An 18205-nucleotide genomic window follows, 5' to 3' on the forward strand; every position below is an offset into this window, starting at 1 on the left:
TATGAGTAATTTAAGGATCTTATTTATTCTATTTTTTATTTTTACTTCTTGTTCTCCAAAGATAAAAACCAATTTAGATTTAGTCCCTTTAATTCCAATACCAAATAGTTCAACTTCTAGAGGGACATCTTTTGTTATAAAAGAGAAAACTAAGTTGAGTTTTGATAAATCTAACAAGGATTTAAAGCTTATTTCACAAAACTTTAGAGAGGTATGGAGGTCTATTACGTCTTATGATTTATCATTAGATCAAACTCGTTCAGAGATTTTAATTGAAATAGACAACTCTAAACTAACAGACAAAGAAGCTTATGTTTTAGATATAAGTAAAAACAACATTAAACTAATCGGATCATCTGCTGAAGCTGTTTTTAGAGGTATTAAAACTTTGGAACAATTATTAAGATTACAACACTCAATAAAATTAATTGATAAGCCAATTATAATTCCTACTGGTAAAATTTCTGATAAACCAAAATATAGTTATAGAGGATCAATGCTTGATGTTGCGAGACATTTTTTTAGTGTTGATGATGTAAAAAACTATATTGATTTATTAGCACTCTACAAGTTCAATTATTTGCACCTTCATTTATCTGACGACCAAGGATGGAGAATTGAAATTAAATCATGGCCAAAACTGACTGAATATGGAGGAAGTACACAGGTGGGAGGAAAGCCTGGAGGATTCTATACTCAATCTGAATATGTTGAGATTATAAATTATGCTGAAGAAAATTACATTACAATTGTTCCGGAAATTGATATCCCAGGTCATACTAATTCGGCTTTAGCCTCATATTCAGAGCTTAATTGCAATAATAAAGCTACAAAACTATATACTGGTACCGAGGTTGGATTTAGCAGTTTATGTCTTGAGAGGGAAGAAACATTTAAATTTTTAGATGATGTAATTCGTGAAATAACGAATTTAACACCAGGTCCTTATTTCCATATTGGAGGTGATGAAACTCATGCAACATCTGAGCAAGACTATTTGATTTTTATAAAATCAACTTTGGAAATTGTAAAAAAATATGGGAAAACAGGTATGGGCTGGGCTGATATAGCTAAAGCTCAGATTCCAAAAAGTACTTTAATTCAATATTGGAGTAGGACAGACAAAGATTCAATAAGAAATAAAAAGGGAATTCAAGAAGTTTTAATGGGCGTAGACAAAGGAGCCAACATAGTAATGTCTCCTGCTAGTTTATCTTATATGGACATGAAATATAATGACTCTACTAAGCTTGGTTTAACATGGGCAGGTATTATAAATACAAAAAAGGCGTATGACTGGCTGCCAGAAAATTTAATTCCTAGAAATAAAAATCGAATTTTAGGGATTGAGGCACCACTTTGGACTGAGACTGCTGAAAATTTTGAAGAATTGACTTTTTTAGCCTTTCCCAGAATTATAGGATATTCTGAAATTGGATGGTCTCAAACTTCACAAAGAAAATGGATTGATTACAGGGAGCGTTTGGCTCATCACGGAAAACTTTTAAAAAATTTATCAATAGTTTTTTATGAATCACCAATGATAGATTGGAAATAATTAAAATTTGGTGATTGACTCTGATATCTTTAGGGTTATTTATTTCATAGCATACTTGCTTTTTACAATTCGAAATCTTGAAATTTTCAAATAATAATCTGCTAATTTCACAATTCGAAATCGATTTCGTCTTAAATATAATTATATGTATCGAAATGTGAAATAAATGTTAAAGAATTAATGTACTATTGTTATAGTGGATTTAATCAAATCAAACAATTAACTTAAACACGAAAGAATGAAAAACAATTTCAAGACTTCAATACTTTCACTTTTTACTTTTTTATTAAGTGTGGGTATGTATGCTCAAACAGTCAACGGTACTGTTGCGAGTGAAGATGGTCCGCTGCCAGGAGCAACGGTTCAAGTAAAAGGTACTGACAATGGAACGAGTACAGATTTTGATGGTAATTACTCTATCGAAGCATCATCTGGTGATGTATTAATCGTTTCGTTTGTTGGATTTTCAACCGTAGAAGTAACCGTTGGAAATCAAGACCAAATCAATGTAAACCTTACTCTAAATAGTGAATTAGAGGAAGTTGTCGTTACTGGTTATGGTTCTCAACGTTCAAAAGAAGTAACTGCAGCCGTTGTAAAAGTAGATGCTGAAGATTTCAATAAAGGAAATATTTCAGATGCATCTCAACTATTACAAGGTAAAGTTGCGGGTCTACAGGTTTATAACCGTGGTGGAGACCCAAATGCAGCAGCAGTAATTAGATTAAGAGGGATTTCTACAGTCGGAGCCAACGTGCAACCATTGGTTGTTATAGATGGTGTTGTAGGAGCTTCTTTAGCCAATGTCGATCCTGCCGACATTCAGACTATTAACGTTTTAAAAGATGGTTCTGCATCTGCAATTTATGGATCTAGAGGTTCTTCAGGTGTTATTTTAGTAACAACTAAAACAGGTAAAGAAGGAAAAATTTCACTTAATTACTCCGGGCAACTTGGAGTATCTACTGCCATGAATACAGTTCAAACCATGAGACGTGATGAATTCATTGCAGCTGGAGGTACTGATCTTGGTGCTGATACAGACTGGACTGGTGCAGTAACACGTCAAGCAATCACAAAAATTCATAATATATCTGCATCTGGTGGATCAGGAGATACTTCGTATCGAATTGCTGCTAACTTTAGAGATGTACAAGGTATCTTGATAAGCTCAGACTTTAATCAATTTAACACTCGTCTAAATTTAACTACTAGAGCTTTAAACGATAAGTTACGCTTAACAGTAAATACTGCTTTTACTAGTAGAAAGCAAAATAATGGAGACATGGAGTCATTAAAGTATGCGGTTTTATATAATCCAACTGCTCCAATTTTAGCCGCTAACTACACGGGTGTGTTTAATGGCGATCAGTATGGAGGTTACTTTGAAACTCTTGGTTTATTTGATAGTTACAATCCTGTTTCTATTGCTAAACAACAACTTAATCAGGGTGATAAAACTGAATTAAACTACAGTGTTAACGCTGAATATAGTTTTAATGATAACTTATCTCTTAATGTAAATGCTGCAAGTCAGGTTAGCAAATATTCTAATCAACTTTATAATCCTACTACTTTACTTCGAGGTGGAAATGCAGCTTCTCCTATTAGAAAGGGTAGTGCAACTTTTTATGATCAAACATATAGTTTTAAGCTATCAGAGCTCTATGCTCGATATAACACTCAATTATTAGGAAATGCTCTTGTTGTGACAGCTGGTTACTCATATCAACAACAAAATTTTAATGATCATTCTGTTACGCTTGGAGATTTTCCAAATGAAACAGATGCTGGAATTAGCTTTATTAATGCTGTTGAGTATTCTCAGGATTTATTAGGAGCTGGTTTTATAGGAGCTGATTCAAATGGTTCTCCAGACGAAAAAATCATTGCATTTTTTGGTAGAGTTAATTACACTTTAGACGATGTTATTTTTATTAACGCTTCGCTTCGTCGAGAAGGTTCGACTAAGCTTGGAGCAGATAATCAGTGGGGTCTTTTCCCTTCAGCTGGTTTAGGTGTTGATTTAAACAATTACTTAAATCTTGGAGTAGACAAATTTAAAGTTCGTTTAGGTTATGGTATAACTGGAGCGCTTCCAGGTCCAAATGGTTTATCTAGACAAATTCGAGGATTTACATATGCTAGTGCAACGGGAGGTGGATCATCTTCACCATTACGTGATGCTAATCCAGATTTAAAATGGGAAGAAAAAGCAGAAACTAACTTAGGATTGGAATATCGAAATGGTAAGCTTGATGCTACTATAGATGTGTACACTAGAGATATATCAGACTTTATATTAAACCGTCAAGTTGATCAGGCAATATATCCAACAGGATATCGATATGAGAATGCTGGTAAGTTAAACACAAAAGGTGTTGAAGTAGCTCTTAATTATCAATTAACTGATAACTATAATACTGGTTTAATACTATCTAGCTATAAAACAATGCTAGAAGAATACGTTAACAATGCTGAGATGAGAGCTAATTTAGGTGCGCCTGGACAAAACTCTACAGCAGTAATTCGAGTTAAAGTAGGAGAAGAAATTGGTACGATATGGGGCCCTATTCATGAAGGTGTTGCAGGAGGAAATAACGTATTTGCTGATGTTAATGGAGATGGAACAATAAATGTTGGTCAAGACCAGGCATTAAATGAAGATGTTGATTTTGCAGTACTAGGTAATGGTACTCCAGATCTTGAATTAGGTTGGACAAACCAATTAACTTTTGGATCATGGTCAGTAAATGCATTCTTTAGAGGGGCATTCGGACACAGTTTAGTTAACACGTTCCGTGCTTTTTATGAGCCTAGAATTTCTACGCAGAGTTCATATAATTTTGTGAATACTGAGTTGGCTCCTGAGGGATTAACTCAAGCACGTTTTAGTTCATTGTATGTTGAAAAAGCTGATTTTTTCAAATTAGACAACCTTACAATAACTCGTGACATGGATGTAAGTTCATTAAATGGTATTGATTCAATGCAAATTTCATTGAATGCTCAAAATCCTTTTGTTCTTACAAATTATACAGGTCTAGATCCTGAGCCTTCATTGGTTGACATAGGAGAAGATGCAGGTGGTAATTATGATGTATTATCCCCTGGGGTTGATCGTCGTAGAAGCTATTTTGCCTCTCAGTCTATGACTTTAGGTTTAAACATCAAATTTTAATATAAAAACAAAGAAATTATGAAAAATATTTTCAAAAATTTATTCCTTGCAACTTCGGTTTCAACTTTGATTTTTTCTTGTACTGATTTAGAAGAAGAATTAATCGGAGATATTACCAAAGCGGTAACAGTTTCAGCTCCAAATATTGGAGGAGCTGCAGGAGGAGGTAACGATGCACTTGCTGGTGCATATGCACAATTACAGTGGTCAGGTACTGCCAACCACTTTAGTTATTTTAGCATACAGGGGCTACCCTCTGATGAAATGGCAATTGCTGCCAAAGGTGGTGACTGGTATGACGGTGGAGTATTAGTTCAAATGCACCGACATACATTTGATCCAACCAATGGAATTATTGGTAATACATGGGGTGGTCAGTATGGAGCAATTGGAGCTATTAACGATGCAATTGCTAATCTAGGACTATCTGCTGGAGACATCATGCAAATGAGAGCTTTAAGAGCTTATTTCTATTGGAGAATGCTTGACCTTTATGGAAGAGTAAAAATTGTAACTACCCCTGGAGGTGATGCTCCTCAATCAACACGTGCAGAATTATATGCTTTTGTTGAGTCTGAGTTGTTAGCTGCTTTGGGTACTACAGAAATCACCGCAAACACTACGTTCTCAGATACAGGTCTTCCTGCTTCAGGAAGCGTTTATAGAGTAAATCGTTATGCAGCCCTAGGGTTCTTAACTAAACTTTACTTGAATCATGCGGTTTACCTTGGCACTGAAAGTACAGCAACTTACACAAAAGCAGCTCTTGCTTCCCAGATAATTATGGATTCTAATGCTTATCAATTGTGCGCATCAGGATGTACTGTAGCTAATCTTGCAAAACGTCCAGCTGTTGCAACGGATCCAGATAATTTAGAAGGATATGCTGCTGTATTTGCTCCTAACAACGAGAACAATGTTGAGCATATTTTTTCAGTAAATTATGATGAGGCTACTGCAGGAGGGATGAACTTTGCAAAAATGACTTTACACTATTCTAGTCAGTTGACTTGGAATTTTCAAGATCAACCATGGAATGGTTATGCTGCTTTGGAAGAGTTTTATAACCTTTATGATGATGGTGATGTTCGTAAAGCAAACAACTTCATTGTTGGCCCACAAAAAGATTACGGTGGAAGTGCTTTAAATGATTTTGCCGCTGATGATCCAGGTGGAATTGTCTTAGATTATACTCCCGCTATTAATGAATTGGAGCCAAACGCTCTTCGTCAGTCAGGTGCTCGTTTAGGTAAGTTTAGTTTCCAACAATTTGGAAGACCTGATCAAAGTAATGATTTTCCAATTGTAAGATTAGGAGATATTATGCTAATGTCTGCTGAGGCTCAAATGAGAGCTGCCGGTAGTTGGAGTCATGCTCCAGCATTAGCTTTAGTGAATGCTGTTCGAGCCAGAGCAGGAGTTTCTGCTTTCTCTTCGATGACTGCTGATTCATTTTTAGATGAAAGAGGACGTGAGATGTTCCAAGAAACATCTCGTCGCACGGACTTAATTAGATTTGGAAAATATAGTTCTGGAACATGGTGGGAAAAAGCTGCTTCTCCAGCACATAAAGCATTATTTCCAATTCCATTTGATGCAATTCAATCATCAACTGGACTTAGTCAAAATGCAGGGTATTAATTTTTAGTTAATATTCTTAAATAAGATTTTAAGGCTGTTCAATTTTTGAGCAGCCTTTTTATCTTTACACTGTTATGAAACATTTATTTTTCGTTGTGTTATCTTTCCTGTTGTTGAGTTGCTCAAATAGTAGTAGTTCTTCATTATTTGTATTGATGGATGATTCTACTGGAATTACATTTCAGAACACTTTATCTTATACTGAAGAATTCAATCCTTATACATATAGAAATTTTTATAATGGTGCCGGAGTTTCTCTTGGTGATATAAATAATGATGGGTTAATTGATATTTATTTTACTGGAAATATAGTTGACAATAAATTATTTCTTAATAAAGGAAACTGGAAGTTTGACGATATTACTGATTCAGCCGGAGTATCTTGTTCTCAAATTTGGTCTACTGGATCAACTTTTGTTGATATTAACGGTGATGGTTTATTGGATATATATGTTTGTAAATCTGGAAAACCAGGAGGAGTTAATCGACATAATGAATTATTTATTAATCAAGGAGATTTAACTTTTAAAGAAAGTTCTAAAGAATATGGATTAGATATTACAGGACTTTCTGTTCATGCTGCTTTTTTAGATTATGATAAAGACGGTGATTTAGATGTATACATTCTAAATAATTCAATTCGTTCGGTAGGTGGATATGACTTGATTAAGGATCAACGGAATATTCCTGACCCTAATAATAATGGAAATAAATTTCTTGAAAATAAAAATGGATATTTTATTGATGTTACTGAAAAAGTTGGAATGTTTAATAGCGCTATTGGATTTGGGCTAGGAATTACCGTTAGTGATTTTAATAATGACACTTGGCCTGATCTATTTATATCTAATGATTTTTTTGAAAAAGATTATTTATACATCAATTTAAAAAACGGAAGTTTTGTTGAATCTTCAGACATGTATTTTGATGCCTTATCTATGGGGTCTATGGGTGCAGATACTGCAGATTTAGATAATGACTTAAACTCAGACCTTCTAGTAACTGAAATGCTTCCATCATCACTAAAGAGAAAAAAAACTAAAGCGATGTATGATTCCTGGGACAAGTTTAAGTTAATGGAGTCTATGGGATATGCTAAGCAATACCCAAGAAATGTCTTACAAAGAAATATGGGTGATAATGGGTTTTTAGAGATTGGAAGAAAAAGTGGGGTAGCTGCTACAGAATGGAGTTGGGCATCACTTCTATTTGACATGGATAATGATGGGTTAAGAGATATATTTATTGCAAATGGAATTAACAAAGATTTACTGGATAGAGACTATTTAGCTTACATGGCAAATGATGAACAAGTCAGAATGCTAATGAGAAAAAAAGAGGAGGTTATTAAAAAACTAATTGATATTATGCCTTCTAAGGCTGTTCCTAATTTTGCGTATAGAAATAAAGGAAATTTTCTATTTGAAGAGGTTGGTGAAAAATGGGGTCTAGATCAACCTAGCTTTAGTAATGGAAATTCATATGCTGATTTGGACAATGATGGAGATTTAGATATAGTTGTTAATAATGTCAATATGAAAGCTTTTGTTTACCAAAACAAAACAGATACTCTTAAGAGAAGAAGTATACAATTTCAGCTAGTTGGAAATAAAAAAAATTCAAAAGGAATAGGTTCAAAACTTATTTTATATAGTAATGTAAATACATATATGGCTGAATTATTTCCATCAAGGGGATTTCAATCATCAGTGAGTCATCGTATTCATTTTGGAATAGGCTCAGATAATAATGTGGATAGTCTTGAGGTTACTTGGCCTAATGGAGTGAAAAAAATTTACAAAGGTTTAGAATCAAATAGTATCAATATTATAAAGTATAAATCAGGTGAAACAATTGACACAAAAACACAGATAAAAAATATTAAAAAAAATATTCAACTTTTTGAGTATAATCATGTTGAAAATCAATTTATAGAATTTAACAGAGAGCGTCTTCTAACTCAGATGAGACATAATGAAGGACCAGCTCTTGCGGTTGCTGACATTAATAATGATGGGATTGATGATGTTTATGTTGGGGGAGGGAAAAATCAAACTTCATCTTTATTTATTTCAAATGAACAGGATGGATATAAACACATAACAGAACCTTTTTTGAAAGATACAGAGTCAGAGGATACGAATGCTCTGTTTTTTGATGGAGATAATGATGGGGATTTAGACTTGATTGTGGCCAGTGGAGGTAAATCATTTTCTCAATACAGTTTATCGCTGAATGACAGATACTATATAAATGAAGGGGATGGCACTTTTGAAAAGAAAGAAGATGCATTGGATTTTAAAAAAAAGATATCTACTAAAGCTTTGGCATCAGCAGATGTGAATAAAGATGGATTAATTGATCTTTTTTTTGGAGAACGATATGACCTTACAACATATGGAAAAAAAGGAAATGGTGTACTCATGATCAATGATGGTCAAAATAATTTCAAACAAAGTAATCAAAAAGTATTTTCAGATTTAGGGATGATTACTGATGCCAAATTTCATGATTTTAACAATGATGATTGGCCTGATTTAATAATTGTAGGAGAATGGATGCCAATTACAATTTTAATAAATAAAAATGGATTTTTTGAAAACGAAACTGATCTATACGAATTGGACCAAACTTCAGGTTTATGGAATACAATAGAATTAATTGATATTAATAATGATGGTCAAATGGATTTTATTGCCGGAAACCATGGAACGAATTCATTTTTAGAAAAAAAAATGAAAATGTATATAAATGATTTTGATGTTAATGGAAGTTTTGAGCAAATAATATGTTTAAAAAGAGATGGTAAGTATTATCCAATTTTAGATAAAGATGAGTTGATGAATCAGTTGCCGGCTTTTAAAAAAAATATAGTTTTTTATAAAGATTACGCTAAAAAATCAATAGAGGAAATTGTAGGTAAATCTAAGGTTTTAGAATCTCTAGTTTTAAAAATAGACATACTAGAAACAAGTTTATTTGTAAGTAAAAAAAATGGATTTAAACAATATGGTTTACCTGAGGAAATACAGTATAGCCCAATTTACAGTATATTAATAAAAACTGATCCAAACACTAATAAAAACTCTTTATATTTGGGAGGAAATCAATACTTGGTAAAACCACAATTTGGAAGTTATGACGCTTCTAGAGGTTGGGTTTTACCCATAAATTCAGATTTAGAAAATTATTTTAAAGATCCACCAAAGAGTATTGGCATTAAAGGACAAATTAGAGCAATTAGGGCTTTACAATCCGGTCAAAAAGAATACATAGTTTTTGCTATTAATAATGAATCAATTAAATTTCATGAACCACACTAAACTTTTTATTTATTCTGTTACAATTATTTTATTCATTTCATGTCAGTCTGAGTATGATAGAGTAGTTAAGCAAGAAATTGCTTTAGGAAAAAACTATACAGACCTGATCTTTGATTTAAAAACAGGACAAACTCAAAAAAAGTTTTTTACTGACTGTTGGGAATTGAACAAGAAAAAACTAATTAATCAGGGTCCCAGCAATAAATTTGTAAGACATGTGCTTGACTCTGTTTCTCCAATTTATAACCCTGACAATAACATGGAGCTTTTGTTTTATGGGATTTTTGATGAAAATAAAATATTATCAGGTTTGAAAATGCGTATTTCTTTTTTGGGATGGGATCCAACTATTAAGAATTTACAAAATGAACATTTATTAACCGAAGGATTGAAAATGATGAAGCATATATATCCTGGAAATTCTTTTTTTAAGTTAAATAAAGAAATTAATGGATCACCAATCATGACTAAAGTAGATGGAAATAGACTTATAACTGCATATGTTTTTGATAATAGATTTGTTCAGTTAACTATTGAGGATTTAAACATTAAGTTAAAATAAGATGAGGCTATTAAATAGATTTTTTTTGTATTTAATTTTTATCACTTTTTTGTATTCTTGTAACAATCAAAAACCAAAACTTTTTGAACTTCAAGACCTAAACTCTATTGGGATTAATTTCTCCAATGATCTAGGCTTCAGTAATGATTTTAATGTTTACAAGTATCGTAACTATTATAATGGTGGTGGAGTCTCATTAGGAGATATAAATAATGATGGATTAATAGATGTGTACTTAACAGCCAATCAAAAATCAAACAAACTATTTTTAAATCAAGGTGACTTTACTTTTAAAGACATTACTGATCTTGCTGGAGTTAAAGGAGATAAGGCTTGGTCAACAGGAGTTACAATGGTAGATTTAAATTCTGATGGATTTATGGATATTTATGTTTGTAATTCAGGAGATGTAAAAGGAGACAATAAGCAAAACGAGTTATTTATCAATAATGGAGATCTTACTTTTACTGAAAGTGCAAAAAAATATGGACTAGCAGACAGAGGATTTTCAACACACGCCACTTTTTTTGATTATGATAAGGATGGAGATTTAGATGCCTATATTTTAAATAACTCCTACCAAGCTATTGGAAGCTTTGATCTAAGAAGAAATGAACGTACAAAAAGAGACTCATTGGGAGGAGATAAATTAATGGAAAATATTAATGGTCATTTTTTTGATGTAAGTGATAAAGCCGGAATATATGGAAGCGTTATTGGTTTTGGATTAGGAGTGAGTGTAGGAGATGTAAATGGAGATAATTGGGATGATATATTTGTCTCAAATGATTTTTTTGAACGGGATTACTTATACATTAATCAAAAAAATGGAACATTTAAAGAGTCTTTAACAGATCAAATGAGATCAATAAGTGGAGCTTCAATGGGGGCTGATATGGCAGACCTAAATAACGATGGTTTAAACGACATATTTGTTACAGAAATGCTTCCATCTGATTATCAGCGATTAAAAACTGTAACTACTTTTGAAGGCTGGAATAAATATCAGTACGTAGTTAAAAATGGATATCACCATCAGTTTACTAGAAATATGCTTCATTTAAATAATGGGAATAATACATTTAGTGAAATTGGAAGATGGACTGGAGTTGAAGCTTCTGATTGGAGTTGGGGAGCTTTATTTTTTGATATGGATAATGATGGTTTTAAAGATCTATTTATTGCTAACGGGATTTATCAAGATTTAACGGATCAAGATTATTTGCAATATGTATCAAGTGAAGAGGTTATAAAATCTGTTATTACTAATAATCAAGTTGATTATAAAAGGCTAGTAGATATCATTCCTTCTAATAAAGTTCCTAATCATTCATATAAAAATACGGGCGATTTAGGTTTTGAAAACTTTGAAAATTCAGGATTAAATATTCCAAGTTTTTCAAATGGATCAGCATATGGTGATCTTGATAATGATGGTGACCTTGACCTGGTCGTTAACAATGTAAATATGTTGCCTTTTGTTTTTAAAAACAAAGCAGAAACTTTAAATAATAATTTTATTAAAATAAAACTTATTGGATCTGATCGCAACCCAAACTCTTTAGGCGCTAAAATTAAAGTTAAGACACAGCTAACTAATATATATCAAGAGGTTCAGCCCGTTAGAGGGTTTCAGTCTAGTATGGACTTAGTAGCAACAATTGGTGTAGGTAAATCAAAAATTGTAGATATAAAAATAACTTGGCCATCGGGAAAAGTAACCATGGCAAAAAATTTAAATGTAAATACTTTACATGAATTTGACGTATTAAATGCATCTATAAGTGAGGTTAAATCACCTATGTTGGATAACTTGATTTTTGAAAAAAATATTCAGAATTATTTTCCGGTTCATAAAGAGAATTTATATGTAGATTTTGATTCAGAGAGACTTAGTTACCATATGTTAAGCACGCAAGGGCCAAAAATTAGTATTGCAGACCTTAATGGAGACTCAAAAAATGATATAGTGTTTCCTGGAGCCAAAGGATATCCAACACAAATTTTATTTGCAAATGAAGATGAATGGATTCATAAAGAAAAAAATAAAAATTTATTAGAACAAAACAAAGAGACTGAGCATATTGAAAGTGCAGTACTAGATGTAGATAACGATGGAGATTTGGATATATATATGACTTCTGGAGGAGTTGAAACTTCAATATATTCCACCTCTCTCTTTGACATACTACTTTTAAATGATGGATCTGGAATATTTACAAAAAGTATTCAAAACTTACCTGATGATGAATCAAAAATCAGTTCTGAATCCGTTACTTATGCTGACATTGATTCTGATGGAGATTTAGATCTTTTTGTTGGAGAAAGGTCTAAAATTGGAAAATATGGACTACCTGGAAGCGGTTATATTTTAGTTAATGATGGAACAGGAAATTTTCAAAATCAAACAAAAAACTTAGCACCAAAACTCATTAATATTGGCATGATTACTGATGCAGCATTTTATGACTTTGATAATGACGGCGATCAAGACCTTATAGTTGTTGGTGAGTTTATGGGAATTAATTTTTTTGAAAATATTGAGGGGTTTTTTAAACCTGCAGAAAATATTTGGAAGCAAAAAACAGGCTGGTGGAACACTATAGATATTTTTGATATAGACGGAGATGGTATAGAGGATATAATAATTGGAAATCATGGTACGAATAGTCGATTCAAAGCATCGGAAAACAATCCAATCTTATGCTATTACAATGATTTTGATGGAAATGGTCGCGGTGAAGGAGTTTTAGCTTTTACTTCGAATAATGGTAAAGAATATCCTTATGCATTAAGGCATAATCTGATTGATCAAATGAAAAGCCTGAAAAAGAAGTTTCCTAACTATGCTACATTTAAAAATGCAGATTTAATTTCAATTTTCTCTAAGCAATTATTAAATGACTCATACGTCTGCTCAATAAATACACTTTCGACAATAGCATTAAAAAATAATGGTAATTTTAGTTTTACTAAAATACCGCTTCCAAAACAAGTTCAGTTCAGTCCCGTGTATTCAATTGCTCATTCTGATATTGATAAAGATGGAGATTTAGATATTTTGATGGGAGGTAATCTATATAATGTAAAACCTGAAGTAGGATCTTATGATGCTAGTTATGGTTTGTTTATCGAAAACACTCCGGAAGGATTGGTCTTTCACCCTAATGGAAAAGGATTTAATATCACAGGTGAAATCAGGTCTTTAGTTGTGGATAAGAATCAATTATGGGTTGGAAGAAATAGAGATACATTAAGTCGTTTTATCTTTAAAAACAAATAATGAAGAAAATACTAATATTATTTTTTTGTCTGATTTTTATAAATTGTAAAAATTCAAATAAAACTCAGATACATGATATTTTATTTGAAAGTTTAGACAGTAATTACTCCGGGATTGATTTTATAAATCAATTAACTTATAAGCCATATTTAAATATTATTGAATATTTATATTATTATAATGGAGGTGGAGTTGCGGTTGGAGATATTAATAATGACGGATTAGAAGATATTTTTTTCACAGCTAATCAGGAAATAGACCGTTTGTATTTAAATATGGGAAATCTTCAATTTAGAGATATAACTAAACAAGCAAAGTTAGATTTATTTCCTTCTTGGTCTAATGGAGTTACTATGGATGATGTTAATAATGATGGTTTTATTGATATTTATGTCAGCAAACTTCCAATGGAAGGTCTTTTTAAAAATCAAAGCACCCATAATTTATTATATATAAATAACGGTGACTTAACATTTACTGAATCATCAAGCGACTATGGCCTTGATTTTTTAGGTTTTTCGACACAATCAACATTTTTTGATTATGATAGAGATGGTGATTTAGACATGTATTTGATGAATCATGCTACGCATTCAGTAAGAAGTTATGGAACCACTAAAAAAAGAAAGGAAAAGGATTCTATTTCAGGGGATAGATTTTATGAAAACTTACTGGACGAAGGAAAAAATAAATTTATAGAGGTTACTGATAAATCTGGTATACTAAGTAGTCCACTAGGGTATGGGTTAGCTCTAACTACAACAGATATAAATGATGATGGTTGGTTAGACATATATGTTGGAAATGATTTTCATGAAAATGATTATTTATACATCAATAATGGCGATAAAACTTTCACAGAATCTTTCAAGAAATACTTTAAACATAGTTCAAGGTTTACAATGGGAGTTGATGTAGCTGATTTAAATGAAGATGGTAAATTAGATATTTTTACAACCGATATGATGCCTTTTGACTCAAAAATTGCATTAAAATCTGGAGGAGAAGACACTGATAAATTAACAAAAATAAAGAGCGATTATGGATTTGAACCACAGTATTCTCGAAATCATTTTCATTTAAAAAAACCATATGGAGATTACGCTGAAATTGGTCTTTTAACAAAAACATATGCAACTGACTGGAGCTGGTCAGTTCTTTTACAGGACTATGATAACGACGGTAATAATGATATTTTTATTTCTAATGGAATAGCCAAAAGACCCAATGATTTAGACTATATTAATTATTTGAGCACTTCTAATTATAGCAGTTTTGTTTTAACAAAACAAAATGAGATGAAAGAAGAACTAATTAATCAAATGCCAGAACTTAAAATTCCAAATATTTTATTCAAAAACAAAGGAATGCTTGATTTTGGAAACATTAAAGAATCTTTTTTTGGAGATCCTTCTTATTCTAATGGATCTGCCTACAGTGATTTAGACAATGATGGTGACCTAGATTTAATAGTTAATAATATTAATTCCATTGCAAGTATACTTGAAAATAAAACAAGTAAAGAAAATAAAAGTTTAACAATAGAATTGAAAAACAAAAAAGCAATAAAAGGTTCCAGGGTTACCGTATTTAAAAGCAACAACAAAGTTGATGTTAAAGAAGCAATAACGACACGAGGCTTCCAGTCTTCAACCACACACAGATTACATTTCGGTCTAGGTAAAAGCATAGTAGACTCTATCTCTGTGAGGTGGGCTGATGGAAAAACTCAAATTGTAAATGGTCCTTTTAAAGAAAAAATCCAAATAATTTATAACTCTGGTAAATTTAAAGAAGAATCAATCGATGTTAAAAATAATTTTTCTCTTTCTGTTTTACCCTTTAAGCATGAGGAGGATATATACCTAGATTATGAAAGAGAAAAGCTAATTCCTGAATTATTATCCTCTGAAGGACCTGCATTTTTATTGGCAGATTTTAACAATGATAAAATGTTAGATATTTTCATTGGAGGTGCACGTTATCGACCGTCACAAATTTTAATAGCTACTAAACTTGGGTATGAATTAGCAGATATTAATGATTTTAGAATTGATCAAAAATATGAAGATGTTTCTGCAGCTACATTTGATGCAGATAATGATGGTGATATGGATATTTATGTAGTAAGTGGAGGTAATGATTACAAAGAAAACGATGAGCTTATGATGGATAGAATTTATATCAATGATGGTAATGCTAACTTTTCAAGACTTTCGGTAGCACTTCCTTCAACAAATGGAAGCGTTGTAGTATCTCATGATATAGATGATGATGGATATGATGATCTTTTTGTTGGAAGCAGATCAATACCAGGAGGTTATGGGTTAAGTCCGTATAGTTTTATTATAAAAAATACACGTGATGGTAATTTTGAGCCAATAGTTCAATCACGTTTAGGAATGGTAACTGATGCAAAATGGGGAAATATTGATATGGATCCAGAATTTGAATTGATAGTTGTTGGAGATTGGACTCCCATTATAGTTATAGATGAAAATGAGGATGGAAAGTTTGTAGCATCTAAGTTAAAAGGAGGAGAAAATTATTATGGTTTATGGAATACAATTGAATTAGCAGATTTAAATGATGATGGAAAGTCAGATATTTTAGTTGGAAATACTGGAAAAAATTTTAAGTGGCAACCTACAATAGAATCACCTGTTTATTTATATGTAGATGATTTTGATGAAAATGAACAATCAGATCCCATAATTTTTTATGACTTTTTTGGAACCTATCGACCTTTTAATACTAAGGATAACTTGGGTTCTCAAATGCCGATGATCAAAAAGAGGTTTAATAAGTATAAAGATTTTTCGAAAGTTGAAACAATTGAAAATTTGACTGGCAAAAAAGAAAAAAATATTCTTGAAATAAAAAAATTAACAGAATTAAAATCTATGCTTTTTATAAATAAGGGTGAGGATTTTGACCCAACTCCTCTTCCTTTTGAAGCCCAATGGAGTAGTATTCAAGACTTCTTTTGGGATAAAGAGACTGAAGAAATATTTTATGTAGGAAACTCCGAAGAGTTTGTGACTGAGCTAGGAGCTCAAAGTGCAAATCCAGGGGGAATAATTGAATTTGATAATCAAGCTATTCATAAAGAGTTCCTACCTTTACCTATAAACCTTAACTTAAGGAGGGTTATTAAATTGAATAATGATAATATGCTTTTGATTGCTAATAATGATTACATATATATACTAAAAAGAATAAATGATTAAAAAAATCAACTTTAAAATTATTTTACTATTTGTCTTAACAATTTCATGTACACCAAATACTGAATATATTGAAAAACTGGAAAATCCAGAACTCTTTCAAGATGCAATGCAAAACCTCACTGATGTTATAGTATATGATATTTTTTCTCCACCGGTCGCATCAAGAGTCTATGCATACCCCTCTATTGCAGCATACGAGACTATGCGTTTTTCTAAACCAAAAAAATTTATTACACTTAGCGGCCAGGTTAAAGAATTAGAGCAAGTTAAATCACCAGAGGATAAAAATATAAACTTCAATTTGGCAGCCCTATATGCTTTTAATAAAGTTGGGAGAGCACTTATTTTTTCAGAAGACAAGATGGATAGTTTTGATGAGATTTTTTATAAAAAAATAAAATCATTTAAGACACCCCGACGTGTAATTAAGTCATCAAAAAAATACGGTGAATTTGTTGCAGATCATGTTCTCGAATGGGCTAAATATGACAATTACAATCAAACCAGAACATATCCTAAATACACTATAAGAGAACCTGAAAACTTCTGGAAACCAACTCCTCCTGATTATATGGATGGAATTGAGCCTCACTGGAATAAAATCAGAACTCTTGTAATAAAATCTGCAGGTATGTTTCCTTCAAAACCTCCTATTAAATTTGATTTAACAAAAGGCAGTCCTTTTCAAAATCAACTTCAGCAAGTATATGAGATTGGTGAAAATTTAAGTGATGAACAAATAGAGATGGCTAAGTTTTGGGACTGCAATCCATATGTTACGCATCATAGGGGACATGCTATGTTTGCAACAAAAAAAATAACTCCTGGAGGGCATTGGATTGGAATTACATCTGTCGCAACTCGAAAAGCAAAGAGTAACTTCTCAGAAACAATAAATGCTTATGTGAATGTTTCAATTTCTCTTTTTGATGGATTCATTTCCTGTTGGGATGAAAAATGGAAGACATTAGTGGTTAGACCCGAAACACTAATTAATAAATATTATGATGAAGAATGGCTTCCAATTCTTCAAACCCCCCCATTTCCTGAATATACAAGTGGCCATTCAGTGATTTCAAGAGCCGCCGCCGTTACTCTTACTGATCTTTTTGGAGAAAATTTTAATTTTGTAGATACAACCGAACTAAAATATGGTCTTCCTGAAAGAAGTTTTAATTCTTTCATACATGCATCTGAAGAAGCTGCAATATCAAGATTATATGGAGGTATACATTATATGATGGCAATTGAAGAAGGTGTTACTCAAGGAAATAAAGTGGGGGTTTTTATTGTTGATAATCTCCAGACTAAATCAAATTAAATCCTAGAGAGATATTAATAGGCATTATTACACTAAAAATGAAATAAAAAATTGTTTAGATAAACCATTAATGAAACAATTGAAAGAGTTGATGGTTATTCGAAAT

Annotated in this window: 8 protein-coding genes; all 8 read left to right on the forward strand. The window is 31.9% G+C overall.

Features of this window, described 5'->3' with window-relative positions:
- Position 1: 1 nt before the first annotated feature.
- The 8 genes from AC34EU_RS02435 (at position 2) to AC34EU_RS02470 (ending at position 18099) form a co-directional block, all read left to right on the forward strand.
- Complete coding sequence (locus AC34EU_RS02435; protein WP_487533455.1) at positions 2–1558, forward strand: family 20 glycosylhydrolase; 1557 nt, start codon at positions 2–4, stop codon at positions 1556–1558.
- A gap of 238 nt (positions 1559–1796) precedes the next feature.
- Positions 1797–4739 (forward strand): SusC/RagA family TonB-linked outer membrane protein, encoded by a 2943-nt coding sequence (locus tag AC34EU_RS02440; protein ID WP_487533456.1) that lies wholly within the window; start codon positions 1797–1799, stop codon positions 4737–4739.
- Between the two features lie 18 nt (positions 4740–4757).
- Positions 4758–6380: a RagB/SusD family nutrient uptake outer membrane protein gene (locus AC34EU_RS02445; protein WP_487533458.1), complete on the forward strand. Its 1623-nt coding sequence runs from the start codon at positions 4758–4760 to the stop codon at positions 6378–6380.
- A gap of 74 nt (positions 6381–6454) precedes the next feature.
- Positions 6455–9703 carry a VCBS repeat-containing protein gene (locus AC34EU_RS02450; RefSeq protein WP_487533460.1) on the forward strand — a complete coding sequence of 1083 codons (3249 nt, stop codon included), beginning with the start codon at positions 6455–6457 and terminating at the stop codon, positions 9701–9703.
- The gene (locus AC34EU_RS02455; RefSeq protein ID WP_487533461.1) at positions 9690–10265 is read left to right on the forward strand and encodes a hypothetical protein; all 576 of its coding nucleotides are present in this window, start codon (positions 9690–9692) and stop codon (positions 10263–10265) included. The genes AC34EU_RS02450 and AC34EU_RS02455 overlap by 14 nt, the downstream gene beginning before the upstream one ends.
- A gap of 25 nt (positions 10266–10290) precedes the next feature.
- A complete protein-coding gene (locus AC34EU_RS02460; RefSeq protein WP_487533463.1) occupies positions 10291–13548 on the forward strand; it encodes a VCBS repeat-containing protein in 3258 nt (1085 codons plus the stop codon).
- Positions 13548–16778, forward strand: a complete 3231-nt coding sequence (locus AC34EU_RS02465; protein ID WP_487533465.1) for a VCBS repeat-containing protein — start codon at positions 13548–13550, stop codon at positions 16776–16778. Before AC34EU_RS02460 ends, AC34EU_RS02465 begins: the two co-directional genes overlap by 1 nt.
- Positions 16771–18099, forward strand: a complete 1329-nt coding sequence (locus AC34EU_RS02470) for a vanadium-dependent haloperoxidase (RefSeq protein ID WP_487533467.1) — start codon at positions 16771–16773, stop codon at positions 18097–18099. Before AC34EU_RS02465 ends, AC34EU_RS02470 begins: the two co-directional genes overlap by 8 nt.
- The last annotated feature ends 106 nt before the right edge of the window (positions 18100–18205 follow it).

The sequence above is a fragment of the Candidatus Marivariicella framensis genome (genome assembly GCF_982709265.1).

Coding starts and splice junctions, on each gene's coding strand:
- AC34EU_RS02435 (WP_487533455.1), top strand. CDS start 2: ATGAGTAATTTAAGGATCTTATTTATTCTATTTTTTATTTTTACTTCT.
- AC34EU_RS02440 (WP_487533456.1), top strand. CDS start 1,797: ATGAAAAACAATTTCAAGACTTCAATACTTTCACTTTTTACTTTTTTA.
- AC34EU_RS02445 (WP_487533458.1), top strand. CDS start 4,758: ATGAAAAATATTTTCAAAAATTTATTCCTTGCAACTTCGGTTTCAACT.
- AC34EU_RS02450 (WP_487533460.1), top strand. CDS start 6,455: ATGAAACATTTATTTTTCGTTGTGTTATCTTTCCTGTTGTTGAGTTGC.
- AC34EU_RS02455 (WP_487533461.1), top strand. CDS start 9,690: ATGAACCACACTAAACTTTTTATTTATTCTGTTACAATTATTTTATTC.
- AC34EU_RS02465 (WP_487533465.1), top strand. CDS start 13,548: ATGAAGAAAATACTAATATTATTTTTTTGTCTGATTTTTATAAATTGT.
- AC34EU_RS02470 (WP_487533467.1), top strand. CDS start 16,771: ATGATTAAAAAAATCAACTTTAAAATTATTTTACTATTTGTCTTAACA.